The organism is Kribbella sp. NBC_01510 (assembly GCF_045040325.1).
In the GTDB taxonomy this organism is placed as follows: domain Bacteria; phylum Actinomycetota; class Actinomycetes; order Propionibacteriales; family Kribbellaceae; genus Kribbella.
In genome coordinates this window covers 1250752-1268651 of the sequence record NZ_CP109418.1, presented here as the reverse complement: position 1 = coordinate 1268651, position 17900 = coordinate 1250752, and the positions used below count along the sequence as shown (strand labels likewise).

Annotated in this window: 20 protein-coding genes; 14 read left to right on the top strand and 6 right to left on the bottom strand. The window is 68.9% G+C overall.

What is annotated here, in order from left to right; translation table 11 throughout:
* Window positions 1–152 precede the first annotated feature (152 nt).
* From nusG to rplA, 3 genes are all read left to right on the top strand, one after another.
* Complete coding sequence (gene nusG / locus OG558_RS06210; protein ID WP_405072117.1) at window positions 153–1079, top strand: transcription termination/antitermination protein NusG; 927 nt, start codon at window positions 153–155, stop codon at window positions 1077–1079.
* Between the two features lie 12 nt (window positions 1080–1091).
* On the top strand, window positions 1092–1523 hold the full coding sequence (gene rplK, locus OG558_RS06205; protein WP_328526079.1) for a 50S ribosomal protein L11: 432 nt from the start codon (window positions 1092–1094) through the stop codon (window positions 1521–1523).
* A 123-nt stretch (window positions 1524–1646) separates the two neighbouring features.
* Window positions 1647–2369, top strand: coding sequence for a 50S ribosomal protein L1 (gene rplA, locus OG558_RS06200; protein ID WP_405069337.1), 723 nt, complete (start codon window positions 1647–1649; stop codon window positions 2367–2369).
* 31 nt (window positions 2370–2400) lie between these two features.
* Here the strand turns inward: rplA and OG558_RS06195 are convergent, their stop codons facing one another.
* Both OG558_RS06195 and OG558_RS06190 read right to left on the bottom strand, forming a co-directional pair.
* Window positions 2401–3300 carry a methionyl-tRNA formyltransferase gene (locus OG558_RS06195; RefSeq protein WP_405069336.1) on the bottom strand — a complete coding sequence of 300 codons (900 nt, stop codon included), beginning with the start codon at window positions 3298–3300 and terminating at the stop codon, window positions 2401–2403.
* 13 nt (window positions 3301–3313) lie between these two features.
* Complete coding sequence (locus OG558_RS06190; RefSeq protein WP_405069335.1) at window positions 3314–4357, bottom strand: alpha-hydroxy acid oxidase; 1044 nt, start codon at window positions 4355–4357, stop codon at window positions 3314–3316.
* A gap of 272 nt (window positions 4358–4629) precedes the next feature.
* Here OG558_RS06190 and OG558_RS06185 point away from each other — a divergent pair, with 272 nt between their 5' ends.
* Complete coding sequence (locus OG558_RS06185) at window positions 4630–5748, top strand: hypothetical protein (protein ID WP_405069334.1); 1119 nt, start codon at window positions 4630–4632, stop codon at window positions 5746–5748.
* Here the strand turns inward: OG558_RS06185 and OG558_RS06180 are convergent.
* On the bottom strand, window positions 5745–6239 hold the full coding sequence (locus tag OG558_RS06180) for a hypothetical protein (RefSeq protein ID WP_405069333.1): 495 nt from the start codon (window positions 6237–6239) through the stop codon (window positions 5745–5747). The two genes, OG558_RS06185 and OG558_RS06180, sit on opposite strands and share 4 nt — an antisense overlap.
* A gap of 165 nt (window positions 6240–6404) precedes the next feature.
* Between OG558_RS06180 and OG558_RS06175 the strand changes: the two genes are divergently transcribed.
* From OG558_RS06175 to OG558_RS06165, 3 genes are read left to right on the top strand one after another with little or no spacing between them, the layout of a single operon-like run.
* Window positions 6405–7682, top strand: a complete 1278-nt coding sequence (locus OG558_RS06175; protein WP_405069332.1) for a sensor histidine kinase — start codon at window positions 6405–6407, stop codon at window positions 7680–7682.
* 13 nt (window positions 7683–7695) lie between these two features.
* Entirely contained in the window at window positions 7696–8340 is a 645-nt protein-coding gene (locus OG558_RS06170; RefSeq protein WP_405072115.1) for a response regulator, read from the top strand.
* Entirely contained in the window at window positions 8340–9032 is a 693-nt protein-coding gene (locus OG558_RS06165; protein ID WP_405069331.1) for a DUF4097 family beta strand repeat-containing protein, read from the top strand. The genes OG558_RS06170 and OG558_RS06165 overlap by 1 nt, the downstream gene beginning before the upstream one ends.
* Before the next feature lie 7 nt (window positions 9033–9039).
* On the opposite strand, the gene OG558_RS06160 is transcribed toward OG558_RS06165, so the two are convergent.
* The 3 genes from OG558_RS06160 to OG558_RS06150 are packed head-to-tail and all read right to left on the bottom strand — an operon-like array spanning window position 9040 to window position 12588.
* Entirely contained in the window at window positions 9040–9675 is a 636-nt protein-coding gene (locus OG558_RS06160) for a bifunctional 4-hydroxy-2-oxoglutarate aldolase/2-dehydro-3-deoxy-phosphogluconate aldolase (protein WP_405069330.1), read from the bottom strand.
* Complete coding sequence (locus OG558_RS06155) at window positions 9672–11279, bottom strand: amidohydrolase family protein (RefSeq protein ID WP_405069329.1); 1608 nt, start codon at window positions 11277–11279, stop codon at window positions 9672–9674. The genes OG558_RS06160 and OG558_RS06155 overlap by 4 nt, the downstream gene beginning before the upstream one ends.
* A 1-nt stretch (window position 11280) precedes the next feature.
* Entirely contained in the window at window positions 11281–12588 is a 1308-nt protein-coding gene (locus OG558_RS06150; protein ID WP_405069328.1) for an amino acid deaminase, read from the bottom strand.
* A gap of 141 nt (window positions 12589–12729) precedes the next feature.
* Here OG558_RS06150 and OG558_RS06145 point away from each other — a divergent pair, with 141 nt between their 5' ends.
* From OG558_RS06145 to OG558_RS06115, 7 genes are all read left to right on the top strand, one after another.
* Complete coding sequence (locus OG558_RS06145; RefSeq protein WP_405069327.1) at window positions 12730–13716, top strand: sugar kinase; 987 nt, start codon at window positions 12730–12732, stop codon at window positions 13714–13716.
* The gene (locus tag OG558_RS06140) at window positions 13713–14447 is read left to right on the top strand and encodes an IclR family transcriptional regulator (protein WP_405069326.1); all 735 of its coding nucleotides are present in this window, start codon (window positions 13713–13715) and stop codon (window positions 14445–14447) included. The genes OG558_RS06145 and OG558_RS06140 overlap by 4 nt, the downstream gene beginning before the upstream one ends.
* Before the next feature lie 15 nt (window positions 14448–14462).
* Window positions 14463–14864 (top strand): RidA family protein, encoded by a 402-nt coding sequence (locus tag OG558_RS06135; RefSeq protein WP_405069325.1) that lies wholly within the window; start codon window positions 14463–14465, stop codon window positions 14862–14864.
* A gap of 63 nt (window positions 14865–14927) precedes the next feature.
* Window positions 14928–15197 (top strand): type II toxin-antitoxin system prevent-host-death family antitoxin, encoded by a 270-nt coding sequence (locus OG558_RS06130; RefSeq protein ID WP_329482170.1) that lies wholly within the window; start codon window positions 14928–14930, stop codon window positions 15195–15197.
* Window positions 15187–15627, top strand: coding sequence for a type II toxin-antitoxin system VapC family toxin (locus OG558_RS06125; RefSeq protein WP_405069324.1), 441 nt, complete (start codon window positions 15187–15189; stop codon window positions 15625–15627). The genes OG558_RS06130 and OG558_RS06125 overlap by 11 nt, the downstream gene beginning before the upstream one ends.
* A 109-nt stretch (window positions 15628–15736) precedes the next feature.
* Complete coding sequence (locus OG558_RS06120) at window positions 15737–16555, top strand: IclR family transcriptional regulator (RefSeq protein WP_405069323.1); 819 nt, start codon at window positions 15737–15739, stop codon at window positions 16553–16555.
* Complete coding sequence (locus tag OG558_RS06115; RefSeq protein WP_405069322.1) at window positions 16555–17748, top strand: MFS transporter; 1194 nt, start codon at window positions 16555–16557, stop codon at window positions 17746–17748. The genes OG558_RS06120 and OG558_RS06115 overlap by 1 nt, the downstream gene beginning before the upstream one ends.
* Window positions 17749–17900 lie beyond the last annotated feature (152 nt).

The window sequence follows — 17900 nt, the reverse complement described above, 5'->3', positions numbered from 1 at the left end:
ACGAGGACGACGACGACCTGTTCGCGAACCTCGACGACGATGACGACGAGGCCGACGTCGAGGTGGAGGACGAGGACGTCGAGGAGTACGCCGCCGATGACGAGGCCGAAGAGCCCCCGGCGGACAAGGACGACTCCGAGGACGAGCCGGTCGTGGTGGTCGCCGCCGCCGACGACGCCGAGGACGCCGAAGTGGTGACCGAGGGCGACGTCGAGGACGCGGCCGAGGAACTGGCCGAAGAGACCGCCGAGACCGCGCCGGAGAGCACCGAAGAGGTGCCCGCCGCCGCCGACGAGCTGGTCTTCTCCAGCGACGACGCCGGTACGACGCCGGACGCGGACGAAGCCGACGACGACGCGGATGTGGAAGCGCTCGCCGTGGCGGCCGCCGCGGCCGAGGCCGACGATGACGCTGCCGACGAGACCGCTGCCGACGAGGACGCCGAGCCGGAAGAGCCGGGCGACCCGCTCGAGGAGCTGCGCGGCCGGCTGCGCTCGCAGATCGGCGACTGGTACGTGGTGCACACGTACTCAGGGATGGAGAACCGGGTCAAGGGCAACCTGGAGAACCGGATCAACTCCCTGAACATGGAGGACTACATCTTCGAGATCATCGTGCCGACCGAAGAGGTCGCCGAGATCAAGAACGGGCAGCGCCGGATGGTCAAGCGCACCGTGCTCCCCGGCTACGTGCTGGTCCGGATGGACCTGACCGACGAGTCCTGGTCGACCGTGCGGCACACGCCGTCGGTGACCGGCTTCGTCGGGAACAGCCAGAAGCCGGTTCCGCTCAGCCTCGAAGAGGTGGAGAAGATGCTCGCTCCGGCCGTCGTGGCGGCGGCGGAGCAGGCGGCTGCCGAAGCCGGCGCCGCACCCGCCAAGACCGCGGCCAAGAAGAAGGTCGAGGTCGCCGACTTCGGTGTGGGCGACTCGGTCATGGTGGTCGACGGGCCGTTCGCGACCCTGCACGCCACAGTCACGGAGATCAATGCCGAGGCCCAGCGGATCAAGGCCCTGGTGGAGATCTTCGGCCGGGAGACCCCGGTGGAACTCAGCTTCAACCAGATCCAGAAAGTCTAAGGACCCGACAGAATGCCTCCCAAGAAGAAGATCGCTGCCCTGGTCAAGGTGCAGCTCCAGGCCGGTGCCGCGACGCCCGCCCCGCCGGTCGGTACCGCGCTCGGTCCGCACGGCGTCAACATCATGGAGTTCTGCAAGGCGTACAACGCGCAGACCGAATCCATGCGTGGCAACGTCGTGCCGGTCGAGATCACCATCTACGAAGACCGCTCCTTCACCTTCGTCACCAAGACGCCGCCGGCGCCGGAGATGATCAAGAAGGCCGCCGGTCTGCAGAAGGGCTCGGCCGTCCCGCAGAAGGACAAGGTCGGCAAGATCACCAAGGACCAGGTCCGCGAGATCGCCACCACCAAGATGCCGGACCTGAACGCCCGCGACATCGACGCCGCGATGAAGATCATCGAGGGCACCGCCCGCTCGATGGGCGTCGTCGTCGACAAGTAGTACCTCCAGCCCGCGTACGGCGGAATCCGTCGTACGTGTGGCGCGTTGGAATGAGTAGTAATCGAAGCAGTTGTGGCAGGGCGAAGCGCCGCCCTATCGACCACACCCCAGAGAGGAACAGACATGGCACAGCGCAGTAAGGCTTACCGCTCGATCGCGGAACAGATCGACTTCGACCACCTGTACACCCCGCTCGAGGCGATCAAGTTCGCCAAGCAGGGCGCGACGGGCAAGAAGTTCAACTCCACCATCGACGTCGCGATGCGCCTCGGGGTCGACCCCCGCAAGGCCGACCAGATGGTGCGCGGCACCGTCAACCTTCCGCACGGTACTGGCAAGACGGCACGGGTCCTCGTCTTCGCCACCGGTGACAAGGCCGAGGCCGCGAAGGCCGCCGGCGCCGACTTCGTCGGCGACGACGACATGATCAAGAAGGTGACTGACGGCTGGCTCGACTTCGACGCCGTCGTCGCGACCCCCGACCTGATGGGCAAGGTCGGCCGTCTCGGCCGGGTCCTCGGCCCGCGTGGTCTGATGCCGAACCCGAAGACCGGCACGGTCACCCCGGACGTGGTGAAGGCCGTGAACGACATCAAGGGCGGCAAGATCGAGTTCCGGGTCGACCGGCACGCGAACCTGCACTTCATCATCGGCAAGGTCTCGTTCGACGAGTCCCAGCTGGTGGAGAACTACAGCGCCGCGCTCGAGGAGATCCTCCGGCTCAAGCCGGCCAGCTCCAAGGGCCGCTACATCAAGAAGACGGTCTTCTCGACCACGATGGGACCGGGCGTCCAGGTTGACCCCAACCTGACCCGCAACCTCACCGAGGAGCCGGCCGAGGCCTGACCTCGAACCCAGCACCAGAAGGACCCCGGGACTACCCGGGGTCCTTCTGTTTGTCAGGTCCGGGCGCCTGAGTGAGGCGGAGGGGTAGGTCGGCGGTCTGGACGGTCCAGCCGTCGTCGTGTTCTGCGAGGACGGCGCCTGGCTCGGCCGTGCTGACCGACCCGGCCGGTACGACGTCGGTCCGGGTGACGACGTACGTCGTACCGGCGAGGTGGACCTGGGCCCGGGGCGACGTCACGTTGAGCGCGGCGGCCTTGCGTCGCACGACGGCCGACGGCTCGGTCAGGTCGAGGAGCAGCTCCTCTTCGGTGAAGAGCGGAGCCTCGCTCGCCGCGGCGGGATCTTGCGGTACGCCGGGATCGCCGGCGACCAGGCGGGGCACAGCCTCGTCCAGGCACTGGCTGAGCAGCTCGCCCCAGACCTGCATGATCCCAGTGCCGTTGAGGTCGTCCGGGAGCGGCGCGATCCGCTGGGCGAGGATCGCGCCCGTGTCGAACTCGGCCGCCGTCCGATGCACCGTCGCCCCGATCCGCTCGTCGCCCTCATAGATCAACCGCTGCGGCGTCGGTCCCCGCCCGGCCGGCAGGGGTGACGGGTGACAGTTGATCGCGCCGTACTTCGGGATCTCCAGGATCTCGGCCGGAATCAGCCGGGGAAACGCCGCCGAGATGACCACATCCGGCCGCAGCGCGTCGATCACCGGCGCGGCCACCGTCCGTAGCTTCCGGGTGATCAGCACGTTCGTGTCCTCCGGCAGCCCCGCCACCATCGGCTGCACGGCAGCGCCGTACCGCCCGGTCTCGGGCAACGTCACCACCAGCACGACCTCATGCCCGTTTCGCGCCGCGAAGTCGTGCACCAGCCGGAGTCCGGGCAGGAACGCGTTCAGACTGACGATCCGCAAACCTTCCACACCGCTGGATACGCTCATCAGACGGTTCCGATCAGTTGGTGAAGCGGGTCGTAATGAGGTCTGGGGTCAAGGAGGCCGGCGTGGGGTGGCCGGCTAGGCGGAGGGTGTGATCCAGCTCGGTGGCGAGGTCCGTGAGGAGGCGGGTGACCCCAGCGGCGGAGCCGACGGACAGGGCCCAGAGGGCGGGACGGCCGACGAAGACGGCGCGGGCGCCCAGGGCCAGAGCGGTGAGGATGTGCTCGCCCCGGCGGATGCCGCCGTCGACGTAGATCTCGGTGCCCGTGCCGGCCAGGGCTTCGGCCACCTCGGGCAGAGCCTGGGCGGTGGGGATGGAGCCGTCGAGCTGACGGCCGCCGTGGTTCGACACGATGACACCGGCGGCACCCGCGTCCGCGCACCGCTTGGCGTCGTCGCCGCGCAGGACGCCCTTCACCACCACCGGAAGGCCGGTGCGATCGGCGAGCCAGCCGATGGCATCCGGGCTCAGGTCGTCAGCCTTCTCCAGATCGTCGTCGGTCCATTCACCCTCAGGCAGGTTGGCCAGCAGTTGCCCAGGCTGGACGAGATCCCAGACTGTCTCACCCTCGTCCTCCTTCCGGCCGACTACCGGGGTGTCGACGGTGAGCACGATCGCTCGTGCGCCGCCCGCGACCGCGGCGTCGAGCATGCGCACGGTGATCTCGCGATTGCGCACGATGTAGACCTGCATCCACCACGGCACTCCGGTCGCGCCGAAATCGGCGAACGTGGTCCCCGCGTTGCTGGAGACGCCGAGCACCGACCCGGCCGCACCTACGCCTCTCGCCGTCGCGACCTCGCCGTCGGGATCGGCCATCCGATGCAGGGTCGACGGCGCGACCAGGATCGGGGCGTCGACGGGGGTGCCGAGCACGGTCGTGCGCAGGTTGACCCTGGAGACGTCGTTCAGCACGCGGGGACGGAAGCGGTACGCCGACCAGGCCGCGGTCGCCTCGCCGACGCTGACCCCGCCGGCCGAACCCTGCCGGAAGTACCGATGCACGGCCTCGGGCAGCTTCTCCGCGGCCGCGGCTTCGAGAGTGTCGATCCATCGCATGCGCCCCATCGTTGCACCGGTTTCGCCTGCCTGGGGGTGAGTTTCCGGAAGAATGCGCGGAGAATGCCGGTCCGGTTCCGGGAGAAATCCGGGGCGGAGGTGTTGAGGCAACAGGTACAGTGGTGGGCATGACGCAGTACGGGCGGCGATTTCTTCGCCCCGGCCGGCACGACGGTGCCGACGGGGTGAGCTGCTGTTGCGCTCTCTCCTGAGGTGACCGCGGCCGACCGGGGTGTCTCCCCCGTCGAGACCGTCATTTCGGAGAGAAACTCATGTCTGTCCTCACTTCTGAAGAACTGCACGCTGCCCTGGCCCTGCGCGACCTCGCGGACCCGGCTCAGGGACCCCATGCGATCCAGCTGATCGTCGACTCCTTGCGTACGGCGCTCAGCACGGCCTGGCCCTATACCGAGATCTGGACCCGCCGCGACCATCCCGTGGTCACGCTGGCCGACAACTACGACAACCTCGGGTACGCCGGTGACGCGGTGACTCGGGAAGCCCGCTACACCCGCTACGCGTCGGAGACCGAAGTACTGCGAAGTCACACGTCGGCGATGATCCCGCCGGCTCTGCGGGACCTCGCGAAGTCCGACTCGTCCGACGTACTGATGATCTGTGCGGGCATCTGCTACCGCCGCGACTCAGTGGACTGGCAGCACACCGGTACGCCGCATCAGCTCGACCTGTGGCGGATCAGTCGCAACGTCACGCTCGGAGAGCCCGAACTGGAGGACATGATCGCCCGCCTGGTCGACACGGTCCTGCCCGGTCAGACCTACCGGACGGTCCCGGCGGTGCACCCGTACACGATCCATGGCCGGCAGATCGACGTACTGCTGGACGATCAGTGGATCGAGATCGGTGAGTGCGGTGTCGCCGCGCCGCATGTGCTTCGGCGGGCCGGTCTGGACGACAGCTGGACCGGACTGGCCATGGGACCAGGCCTCGACCGGCTTCTGATGCTCCGCAAGGGGATCCGGGACATCCGGTTGCTCAGGTCAACGGATCCGCGCGTGGCGGGTCAGATGCGAGACCTGGCGCCGTACAAGCCGGTCTCGTCGATGCCGCCGGTCCGCCGCGACCTGTCCGTCGTAGTCGGCGCGTCGACCGACGTGTCGGCGGAGGTGCTCGGTGACAAGGTGCGCGACGCGCTCGGAGTGGACGCCGATGCCGCGGAGTCGCTGGAGGTGCTGGGCGAGACGTCGTACGACGACCTGCCGGCGGCTGCCCGTGAGCGTCTCCAACTGACCCCGGGCCAGCGGAACCTTCTGGTCAGATTGATCCTCAGGCCGGTGGACCGCACGCTTACCGACTCCGAGGCCAATGCCCTGCGGGACAAGGTCTACCAGGCACTGCACGAGGGGCCGGTGCTGGAGCTGATCGGTTAGCGCTTCCGTAGCTCGCGAGCGGCGACGAGGAACGCGCAGAGGGCGAGTGGGAGCTCCAGCAAGAAGGCCTCGGCCACGGAGAGGCTGCGGTCGAAGCCTCCCGCTGTGCTGACGTCGAACCAGGCGTCGGCGATCAGCAGCGTTCCAGCAGCCATAGCGGTCAGGGCGGCGTAGCTGCTGCGAGTGTGCAGCAGGTACGCCGTCAGTCCGGCAGCGATCGCGGTCCCGCAGTCGAGGCCGATCCAGGTGATCTTCCAGTGGTCGGCCTGGTAGGTGCTCGGCAGCGTGGCGGCGAGGATCAGGCACCACGGGAGCAGCACGGCCGCGACCCCGGCGGCGACAGCGGTGGCCAGGCCGCCGGGGGAGCGGAGTGGACGGATCCTCCCGTCCAGCCGCCCTTCGGCGATGTAGTCCTCCAGCGCGTCGGCCACGCGGTCGTCGATCGCGTCCCCGAGCCTGCCCTCCACCGTGTCCGCAACTGTCGTCGTCATGTCTTCGAGCATTCCGGCCGCGGACTTCCGGCGCAGTCCGGTCAGCCCACGAACCGGGGTGGGGTTAACCCCCGGCGAGATCGGTGGATGTCCTCATATGGGCCGCCGCGTCGGCGACGTAGGTTGTGTCGTGCGAGCAGCGCGCTGACACAGGGAGGTGATCGGGTGACGGAGATCGCGAGTCCGGTCCCCCGGGCGCCGTGGCGGCTGTGGCGGTCGCCGTACTTGTGGTTGGCAACGATCCACCTGCTCGGCGACGCGTTCGTCGTGCTCACGTCCGGTCTGCTGGTGCTGGGTGCGGTGACGGTTGCCGTCCTGGCGCGGCCACTCGCGTACGTCGGCATCCCGCTGACCGTCGGCGCGAATCGACTCGTGTACGCGGCGGCCGGGTGGGAGCGGACGCGGGCGCGGATCACGCGGGGGCAAGAGGTTCCGCCGCTGGTGCCACCGGCGCCGACCGGGTCGCGGATCGCCGACGCCCGGGCGGCGCTGACCGATCGGGGTTTGTGGCGGCAGTTCCTGTACTACGTCCTGCTGTTGCCGATGGCAATAATATGGCTCGGGGCGATCTTCTTCGCCTGGTCGGTGCCGCCGGTGCTGATCGGATTGCCGGCGTACTACTGGCAGTTCGCCGCGTCGCAGGCGCAGCTCGGGCCGTTCGTGATCGACACGATGACGAAGGCCTCGGTGGCGGCAGTGATCGGTGGGATCTTTCTGCTGGTGGTGTCGCCGTTGTTGATGCGCCAGGCGTCGGCGCTGGACGGACGGCTGGCGCGAACGTTGCTCGGCCGGTCCGAGACCGGTGCGCTGGCGGAGCGCGTGACGCAGCTCGTGACGAGCCGCCAGCAGGTCGTCGACTCGGTCGAGGCCGAGCGGCGGCGGATGGAACGCGACCTGCACGACGGAGCCCAGCAACGGCTGGTCTCGCTGGCGATGACCCTCGGCCGGGCGAAGAACCGGCTGGGCGGGAAGGATCCCGCAGTGCGCTCGCTGATCGAGGAGGCGTATTCGGAGGCGATGCAGGCGATCGCGGAGATCCGCGATCTGACGCGAGGCCTGCATCCGCCGGTGCTGTCGGACCGCGGTCTCGACGCGGCGATCTCGGCGGTCGCCGCTCGGTCACCGGTACCGGTGCGGGTGACGGTCGACGTGGACCCCAGGCCGTCGCTGACGGTCGAGTCGATCGCGTACTTCGTCGTGACCGAAGCGCTGACCAACGTCGCCAAGCACGCCGCCGCGGCCCAGGCGTGGGTCACGATCACACGGGTTGGCAGGTTCCTCAAGATCGAGGTGGGTGACGACGGGCAGGGTGGTGCGAATGCGGCCGCCGGCGGCGGGATCCGTGGATTGGCCGACCGGATCTCGGGTGTCGATGGACTCCTCACCCTCGCCAGTCCACGGGGTCTCGGGACCCTGCTGATCGCCGAGGTGCCCTGTGACTGAGGAGGCAGAAGGAATGCGGGTGGTGATCGCCGAGGACTCGGTGCTCTTGCGAGAGGGCATCGTGCGGTTGCTCTTGGAGCAGGACTGCACGGTGGTCGCCGCGGTCGGTGATGGAGACGCGCTCCTGAAAGCGGTCGACGAGCATCGGCCGGACGTGTGCGTGGTCGACGTGCGGATGCCACCGACCTTCACCGACGAGGGTTTGCGCGCCGCACTCGTGATCCGCGAACAGTTCCCGGCGATCGGCGTACTGGTGCTCTCGCAGTACGTCGAGGAGCGATATGCCAGCGAGTTGATCGGGGGCAACCTCGGCGGGGTCGGGTATCTGCTCAAGGATCGGGTCGCGGACGTGGATCAGTTCATCGACGGGTTGCGCCGGGTCGGCGATGGCGGGGCCGCGCTCGACCCGGAGGTGATCTCGCAGCTGCTGGTGCGGTCGCGCCGGGTGGATCCGCTCGCCGTGCTGAGTCCGCGGGAACAGGACGTTCTCCGGGTGATGGCGGAGGGCAAGTCGAACGCCGGGATCGCGCAGGCTCTCGTGGTCGGCGAGGGAGCGGTGGAGAAGCACATCAGCAACATCTTCCTGAAGCTCGGACTTGCGCCGACCGACGGGGAGCACCGTCGGGTGCTCGCCGTACTCAAGTTCCTGGAGTCGTGATGACGGTCGCGCAGCGGAGGATGCTGATCATCGGGCTGGTGCCGTTGCTGGTGCTTGTCGTTACCGCGGCGGCGGTGACGGTGTCGTTGATCCGGGGGAAGTTGCCGTACAGCTACTCGGCTTCGTTCGTCCCCGGGTCGCAGGGGGTGCAGGTTGTGTCGGATGTGCCGGCGCAACTGCTGGCCAGTGCGGATGCTGAGGTGCACGTGACCGTGGACGGGTCGTATGCGGTCGCGCGGCCCGCGATCGAGGTGACGACGATCGGTGGATTCCTGACCGTGCACACGAGTTGTCCCGATCCACACTGCGCGGTCGACCTCACGGTGGAGGTGCCGACGGCGGCCGCGGTCCAGGCGAAAGTGGAGCGGGCGTCGCTCGATGTGGCCGGCGTGTCTTCGCCGCTCACTGTGGATGTGAGCGACGGATCGGTCGACATGAATCGGTTGCGGACTTCCCAGGTCTCGGTGGACGTCCGGCGTGGTTCGATCAACCTGTTCTTCGACAGCCCGCCGGACCAGGTGACTGCCACGGCCAGCGATGGCTCCCTCACCGTTCAACTCCCACCGACAGCGACCTATGCGATCGATGCCGTCGCGACCCAAGGCTCCAACCAGCTCGACTTCCCCAACGACCCGGGCTCCACCCACCACCTCTTCCTGCGGACGAGCTACGGCAGCATCACCGTGCAGTAGCGACTTGCTAGAGGGCAGCGCAGAACGTCTGGGCTTTGGCGGTGATGGTTTCCCAGTTGGCTGCGGCGACGTCGGCGGGGGAGACGACGTCGGTGCCGGCGGAAACCGCCAGGGCGCCGGCGGCGAGGTAGTCGCGCGCGTTACCCGCGTTGATGCCGCCGGAGGGGACCAGGGGCACACCGGGGAAAGGGCCGTTGAGGTCCTTGAAGTACTTCGGCCCCAGCTGGTGGGCGGGGAAGATCTTCACGGCGTCGGAGCCGAGCGCGAGCGCCGTCATCACCTCGGAGGGCGTGAAGGCGCCGAGGATGACCGGGATGCCGGCGCTGCGGGCGGTCTCGGCGATGGCGGCGGCGTCCGGGCCCTGGCCGGGAGTGACGAGGAACTGCGCGCCGGCGTCGATCGCCTGCTTGGCCTGCGCCCCGGTCTGGACGGTGCCGGCGCCGACCACCGCGCCGGTCTCCGCGGCCGTGGAAGCGGCGCGCTCGAGGTGCCGGGGAAGGTCGGGCGTGGTGTAGGTGAGCTCCACGACATGAATGCCACCGGCAACCAACGCCGCGCACAGGTCCCGGGCGTCGGAGATCTCCGGCGCCCGGACGACGGTCAGCACGCGGTCCGCGCGGAGCAGGTCCAGGGTGGTGGTCATGAGCTTTCCTCTCCGACGGTGGTACGACGGACTGCGCGGCCCGGAAGCGCGTCGGTGCGCCGGCCGTCGTCGATGACGGGTACGCCGTTCACGAAGACGTACGGAATCCCGGTGGCCTGTTGGCGGGGGGTCTCGAACGTGGCGGTGTCCTGGACGGTGTCCGGATCGAAGAGGACCAGATCGGCTCGGCAGCCGACGCGGACGAGTCCGCGGTCGGGGAGACGGAGACGACGAGCCGGACGGCCGGTCAGGTGGTGGATGCAGTCGGGCAGATCGAGCACGCCGAGCTCGCGGACGTAGCGGGCCAGGTAGCGCGGGAACGTCCCCCACGAGCGCGGATGTGGTTTGCCGCCGACGAGGATCGCGTCCGAGCCGCCCGTGTGGCTGGGATGCCGCATGATCGCCCGTACGTTCTCCTCGTGGCCGACGTGCTGCAGGATCGACGTGGCCAGGTCGTCGGCGATCAGCAGGTCGAAGAACACGTCCGCAGGCGGTCGGCCGGTCGAGGCGGCGATCGCTGCGATCGTGCTGCCGACGGCGTCGTTCAGAGCCGGGTTGCGGACGCCGCCGATCTCGATGGTCTCCCACTCCACCACGCAGCCGTGGCAGCCGTCCGAGCCGACCTGCTCGAGCTCGTAGGCGATCCGGTCCCGCGCGGCCGGATCCCGGAGCCGGGCGAGCTGGGCGTCCGGACCGCCCTCCGCGGTCCAGCTCGGCAGGATCGCGGCCAGAGTGGTTGCCCCCGGCAAGTACGGATAGGTGTCGGTGGTGACGTCGATGCCGGCCGCGAGGGCCTTGTCGATCATCGCGACCAGGTCGGCCCCGCGGCCGGCGTTCGGCGCGAAGTTCATCACCGCGTGCGTCAGGTGCAGCGCGCATCCGGAACGCCGGGCGACCTCGACCATTTCGCCGTACGCGTCGAGTGCGCCCTTGCCGTACGACCGTTGGTGTGGCCCGTAGTAGCCGCCGTAGTGCGCGACGACCTCGCAGAGCTCGACGAGCTCGTCGGTGGTCGCGAACATGCCGGGCGTGTAGGTGAGGCCGCTGCTCATCCCGACCGCGCCCTGCTGCAGTCCTTCGGCCAGCAAGGCTTTCATCGCGTCCAGTTCGGCGCGGGTAGCCGGCCGGTTCGAGGTGCCGACGACCATCATCCGTAGCGTTCCCTGCGGGACCAGGTACGCCGCATTGCAGGCGATGCCCTGGTCGAGCCGGTCGAGGCATCCGGCGACGGTCGACCAGCTGAAGTCGAAGTCGTCCGGCTCACCGTTCCAGCCGGCGATCTGGCGACGTACGGCGGACCGGGTCGGGTCGTCGATCGGCGCGAACGACAGGCCGTCCTGGCCGAGTACCTCCAAGGTGACGCCCTGGCTGACCTTCGCGGTGTGATCCGGATTCACCAGGATCTGCAGGTCGGAATGCGCGTGCATGTCGATGAACCCGGGCGACAGCACCAGTCCCGCGGCGTCGATCGACCGGGCCGCCGACGTCGCCAGGTCGTTGCCGATGGCCACGATCCGGCCGGCCTCGACCGCGACGTCGGCGCGGACGCCGGGAGCGCCGGAGCCGTCGATGACGGTGGCGCCCGTGATCAGCAGCTCGGCCATCTCAGAAGAACGTCCGGACCAGGTCGACCACGACCGGATCGGCCGCGTCCGGGTCGTCCACGACCGGGATCAGCCCCCACTTGTCGAACGCCGTACACGGGTGGGACAGCCCGATCCGGAGCTCGTCGCCGATCACCACCGGGACGCCGTCGAAGTGCAGGAAGCCGTGCTGGTCGTTGAGGTTGGTGACGGTCATGCCGTCGGCCGTGAGGACCGGTTCGCCGTCCGAGCGCGGCCGGATCAGCTGTGGCTCGGGCAGGTCCTGGTCGAACGGCAGATCGCGCCGGCCCGCGTCGAAGATCGCCAGCCCGGGCTCAGGTTGGGACGTGATCCGGACCCATCCGTGCATCGCGGCGACCAGCCGATCGCCGTCCGTCCGGGGCGACTCGCCGAGCGGCGACATCCGGCGATACATGCCGTCGTCGTGCGCGATGTACGCGCCCGACCGGAGCACCACCCGCGTACCGTCCTTGGCCAGCGGAGCGAGCACCTGAGCGACGTCGTCGAAGTACTGACTGCCTCCGGCGCTCACCACCGGTACGACGTCATCGTCGTACCAACGCCTCTGCAGCAAGCGGGTGTGGATCCCTGCCAGCATGCGGAGGTACGCGCGGACCTCCTCGAGATCCGCCTCCGCCACGCCGTGCCCGATCGCGCCCTCGTATCCGGCGACCCCCGCGAGCCGCAGTGATGGCGCGTCCGCGATCGCCTCGCCGACGGCCAGCGCGGTGTCGGCGTCCCGCGCGCCGGTCCGGCCGCCGAGACCACCGACCTCGACCAGTACGTCGAGCTTCCGCGCACCGGGACCGACGTGCGCCGAACGGGCCGCCTCCATCAGTTCGACGGTCCGGACCGAATCGGCCCAGACCAGGACCTCGAAGTCCGGGTCGGCCTCGAGTTCATCGGCGATCCAGCGCAGTTGCAGCGGGGAGATCACCGCGTTCGCGATCAGCACCCGGCGGACGCCGTACGCGCGGGCGACGCCGAGCTGGAACACGTTGGCCAAGGTGATCGCCCAGGCGCCGGCGTCGAGTTGCATGGCCCAGAGCGCGGGCGCCATCGTCGTCTTGCCGTGGGGCGCGAGGTCGACGCCGTGGTGGGCGCTCCAGCGGGCGAGCGTGTCCACGTTGTGCCGCAGGCCGGGCGCGGACAGCGTCATCAGCGGGGTCGGCAGCTGGGAGAGGCGGGGCTTGTCGGCGAGGACCTCGGCGACGGTCCGGCCCCAGAACGCGGCTGGCAGGGCCTTGTCCTGCCAGCTCACCTGCTGGTCGGCGAGAGCGGCGACGGCGTCGGCATCGTAAGCAGGCATCTGTTCTCCTGAGGGATGGAGTTGCAGCATATGCAACGTGCGTTGCGCATACTGACATCACGGTTGTAGCATCGCGCCCAAAGTTGCGTCAATGACGGGTGTTTCACACCTATCCCATCACCTCACCCCTGTGGAGTGCCGATGCGCGAACCGCTCCCTGAGACGCCCGCCGCGGTCTGCGTCGGCGAAGCGATGATCATGCTGGCCGGGGAGACCGGGGTGCCGCTGGCGGATGTGGAGTCGTTCCGGCGGTCGGTCGGTGGCGCCGAGTGCAACGTGGCCGGCGGCCTGGCCGCCCTGGGGATCGCGACCGGCTGGATCTCGCGGCTCGGCGACGACGGCTTCGGTGCGCACGTACTGCGTGATCTGCAGGGGCGAGGTGTCGAGGTCGGCGGGGTCGAGCTGGACCCGGACCGGCCGACGGCGCTCTACGCGAAGGAGTCCCGGGACGGGCGCACCCGGATGCACTACTACCGCACCGGTTCGGCAGCTGCCGCTATGGACCCGGCGTTCCTGGATCGGCCGGCGGTGCAGAAGCGGCTGGCGAACGCCGAGCTCGTGCACACCACCGGTATCACTGTGGCCATCTCCGACAGTGCGGCGCAGATGGTCGAGCAGTTGGCCGCGCAGCCGCGCAGCTACCTGCTGAGCGTCGACCTCAACTGGCGGCCCGTGTTGTGGCGGGACAAGGACCCGGAGCCGCTCTGGCGAGTGCTCCGCTCGGCTGACGTCGTACTGATCGGTGCTGACGAGGCTCTGGTGTTCGCGGGCACCAATGACCCCGCTGAGCTGCACGAACGCCTCGGTAGGGCGTGCACGCTGGTGGTGAAGAACGATGCGCACACTGCGCTCGTGCTGGAGCCGGACGGGCGTCGCACCGAGGTTCCCGCGCTGACGGTCGATGTGGTCGAGCCGGTGGGGGCGGGCGACGCGTTCGCGGCCGGCTTCCTGGCGGGGACGTTGCAGGGCCTGCCGATGACGCAGCGGCTGCGGCTCGGGCATCTGAATGCTGCGGCGGTGCTGACCGTGCCAGAGGACCACGCCGCGCCGCTGGAGCTCGGTGTTCGCGAGCGCTTGTTGACCTGTTCCGACGAGGAGTGGGCGGCGACGAAGATCGGCGTCGCATGAGTCAGAGCCTCGGGAGAGCTCTCCAGATCCTCGCCAACCTGGGCGAGGGGGAGCGGTCGCTCGACCAGTTGGCGACGGAGCTCGGCGTACACAAGACGACGGTGCTGCGGCTGCTGCGGACCATGGAGGCCGAGCGGTTCGTACGGCGTGACGCGGCGCACCGGTATCGGTTGGGGTCGCGACTGTTCGCACTGGCGGACGTTGCCCGCGAGCAACACGTCGTACGGGAGGTCGCGGCACCGCATCTGCGCGAGCTGAACCAGAAGACCGGGCAGACCGTGCATCTGGCCGCGTGGGACAACGGTGAGGTGGTCTACATCGACAAGCTCGACAGTGTGCGGTCGGTGCGGATGTACTCGCAGGTCGGCGTACCGGCGGCACTGCACTGCACCGCGGTCGGGAAGGTGCTGCTGGCTGCACAGCCCGAGCGGCAGCGGGAGGCATTGCTGGCGTCGATCGACTACCACGCCTACACGCCGCACACGATCACCGATCCAGACACACTGCGGGACGAGCTGGACGAGGTCCGGGCGCGTGGCTGGGCGCAGGACCGGGCCGAGCACGAGTCGTTCATGAACTGCATCGGTGCGCCGGTGAAGGACCACGACGGGCGGATCGTCGGGGCCGTGTCCCTGTCGGTTCCCGACGTACTGCTGAACTATGACCAGGTGCTCGAGCTCCTGCCCGACCTGCTCGCCACCGCCACAGCCATCAGTGCCGACTACAACTGAGAGGTGTCAGACCCGATGTCCGACAAGACCGTCATCTCCACCACCGACGCACCCGCTCCGATGCCGGTGTTCTCGCAGGGAGTGCGCAAGGGCAACATCCTGCAGGTGTCCGGCCAGGGGTCCGTCGACCCGAGCGGTGAGTTCGTCTTCACCGGCGACGTGAAGGGCCAGACCACCCGCGTCCTGCAGAACATCGAGGCGATCCTGAAGGCCGGCGGTGCGAGCATCGACGACGTGCTGATGCTGCGCGTCTACCTCACCACCCGCGACAACTTCACCGCCATGAACGAGGCGTACGCCGAGTTCATGTCCAGCCGCACCCCGAGCGGCGTCCTCCCCTCCCGCACGACCGTCTTCACCGGCCTCCCCCTCCCCGAGATGCTGGTAGAAATCGACGCCCTCGCCGTCCTGAGCTGAGGCCGGCAGGCGGCAGGTGCCACCTAGTAGCACCAGGTGCTACTAGGTGGCTATCCTGGGTGCATGAGCGGACTTCCGGAGATCACCCAACGCGATCTGCGCACGCGGTCCCGGGAGATCATGGACGCCGTCCAGAGCGGCCAGGTCTTCATCGTCACGCGGGACGGACATCGCATCGGCGAACTGGTTCCGCTGCGCCGCCGGCGGCGGTTCGTTCCGCGGGCCGAGTTCGCCGCGATGTCCCGGACCGCGCCGGACGTCTCGCTGGACGACTTCCGGGCCGATCAGGATGCCCTCGTCGATCAGGAGCCGGACGACCCGTATGCCCGGTGAACACGAGCAGGGTCTGCTCGACACCAACATCATGATCTTGCGCAGGTGGATCGATCCGGGCGAGTTGCCGGCCGAGATGGCCATCACCTCGATCACCCTGGCCGAGCTCTCCGCCGGCCCGCATCAGGTGCGCCGTGACAGTGGGTACGACGAACACGTGGAGCGGGCACGCCGGATGGACATCCTCCAGCGGGCCGAGAACGAGTTCGACCCGATCCCTTTCGATGCCGACGCTGCCCGGATCTACGGACGGATCTGCGCGGCGGTCGTCGCCGCGGGCCGGACGCCACGGCGTCGCGTCGCCGACCTGATGATCGCCAGCATCGCGGTCGCCGAGGAACTTCCGCTGTTCACCACCAATCCCGACGACTTCTTGGGTCTCGAGGATCTCCTCACGGTGGTTCGGGTCACCCGCCCGCCCAATCAGTAGCCGGCCTAGTCCGGGGAGCGGCAGCGAGAGGGTCGTCGCCTGTCGACCCCTGGTCCGGGTGGTGGAATGCGCCTTCCGGGCTTCCCGCATCGCGGGATACGATTTCGCAATGCAGGAAATATCGGAGCGACGGGGATCGGTGCAGTCGATCGATCGAGCCGTCGCGATCCTGCGGTGCTTCGACGCGCGTACGCATGAGTTGGGGATCAGTGACCTGGCTCGGGCTACCGGTCTGTCGACCAGCACGGTGCATCGGCTGCTGTTGGCGATGCAAGAGAACGGACTGGTGCGGCAGACCGCTCACCGGAGGTACGCGATCGGTCCGCTGGTGGCTCAGTTGGCTCACAGCGGTGGGATCCCGGCGTCCTTGCGTGATGCTGCGATGCCAGTACTGCGGATGCTCCGTGACGACACCGGGGAGACCGCGGCTGTGCACGAGTTGCTGCCGTCCGGCCAGCGCGTTGTGCTCGACCAAGTCGAGAGCCATCACCAGTTGCGCCGTACTTACACCGAGTTCGGCCTGCCGGTCACGTTGCCGCAAGGTGCGCCCGGGAAGGCGCTGCTGGCCTTCCTGCCGTGGGAGCGGCAACAGGAGGTTCTCGCCGGTCACCTCGAGCAGGTGCTCCCGCAGACCATCACCGATCCGGTCGTGCTGGCCGCCCAGTTCGCCGAGATCCGTGAGCGCGGGTTCGCGCTGTCGATGGCGGAGCGCACGCCGGGGATCCGCAGTGTCGCGGCGCCGGTCTTCGACCACTCCGGTCAGGTGGCGGGCTGCCTGAGTGTCTCCGGTCCCGAGATGCGGATGCCGGTGGAGCGAATGGAGGAGTTCGGAATGAGGATCGTCGCGGCCGCCTGGTCGGTGTCCGAGCTGCTCGGCGCCACCCCAGCCGCCCGGGATCGCAGTACGGCGCTGGCCGGCAGCCGGTGATGTCCCAGGCCAAGGATCTGCTGAAGATCGCGCCCGCGATCTATCTGCCCGCGTTGCTCTACGGCATCGGCCAGGGCGCGATCGCACCGGTCGTAGCGTTGTCGGCCACACACCTCGGCGCCTCGGTGGCCGTTGCCGGGCTGGTCGTCGCGGCCGCCGGGCTCGGGCAGGTGATCGGCGACATCCCCGCCGGTGCGCTGACCAACCGGATCGGTGAGCGACGCGCGATGCTGGGGGCGACTGTCCTCGTCTCGTTGGCCCTGCTGGCCTGTCTGCTGGTGCCGACGGTCTGGGGCCTGGCCATCGCGATCGGCTGCACCGGGCTGGCCGGTGCGGTCTGGGGCCTGGCCCGGCAGGCGTACTTGAGTGAAGCCGTCCCGATCGAGCTACGGGCCCGCGCCCTGTCGACTCTCGGCGGCGTCCAGCGCATCGGCTCCTTCATCGGCCCGTTCCTCGGTGCCGCCGCGATGAAGTTCCTCGGCACCGACGGTGCCTACTGGGTGCACTTCGTGTGCGCGGTGCTGGCCTGCGCGGTCCTGGTCAGCCTCCCCGACGTCGAGTCGGTACGGCGTACGCGCGGAAGCCGACCGGTCGCCGCACAGTCGACCTGGGCCGTGATCCGGGATCACCTCCCGGTGTTGCGGACCCTTGGCGTCGGAGCGTTGCTGGTCGGCGCGGTCCGTGCGTCGCGGCAGGTGGTGATCCCGCTGTGGGCGCTGCACATCGGTCTGGATGCGCAGACCACCAGCATCATCTTCGGGCTGTCCGGCGCGGTCGACATGCTGCTGTTCTATCCGGCGGGTTCGGTGATGGACCGGCTCGGCCGCAAGTGGGTCGCCGTACCGTCGATGCTCGTCCTGGGGTTCGCACACCTGTTGCTGCCGCTCACGCACTCCACCGCGACCTTGACCGCGGTCGCGTTGCTGATGGGCGTCGGCAACGGGCTGGGGGCCGGCGTCATCATGACGCTCGGCGCCGACGCGTCTCCATCCGTCGGCAGAGCCCAGTTCCTGGGGGCGTTCCGGCTGTTCGCCGACACCGGCAATGGCGTCGGCCCACTCCTGCTGGCCGGCGCCACCGCATTGCTCGGGCTCGGCCCGGCGATCGTCATCATGGGCGGCACCGGCTGGGCCGCGGCCGCCGCGATGAGTCGGTGGATTCCACCGCATCCCACGGTCAAGGTGACCAGCTGAGCGCGATACTGCCGGCAGCGCGAATGCTTCCCTGTGTAGTGACTGGCCTCACCGGTGTGGCGCAAGGCCAGGAGCCGGGGACGGGTTCATCGAGGTGGGGCTGACTCCCGGCTGGCAGGGCTGCTGGCGATCGGAGGCTAGACACTGCTACT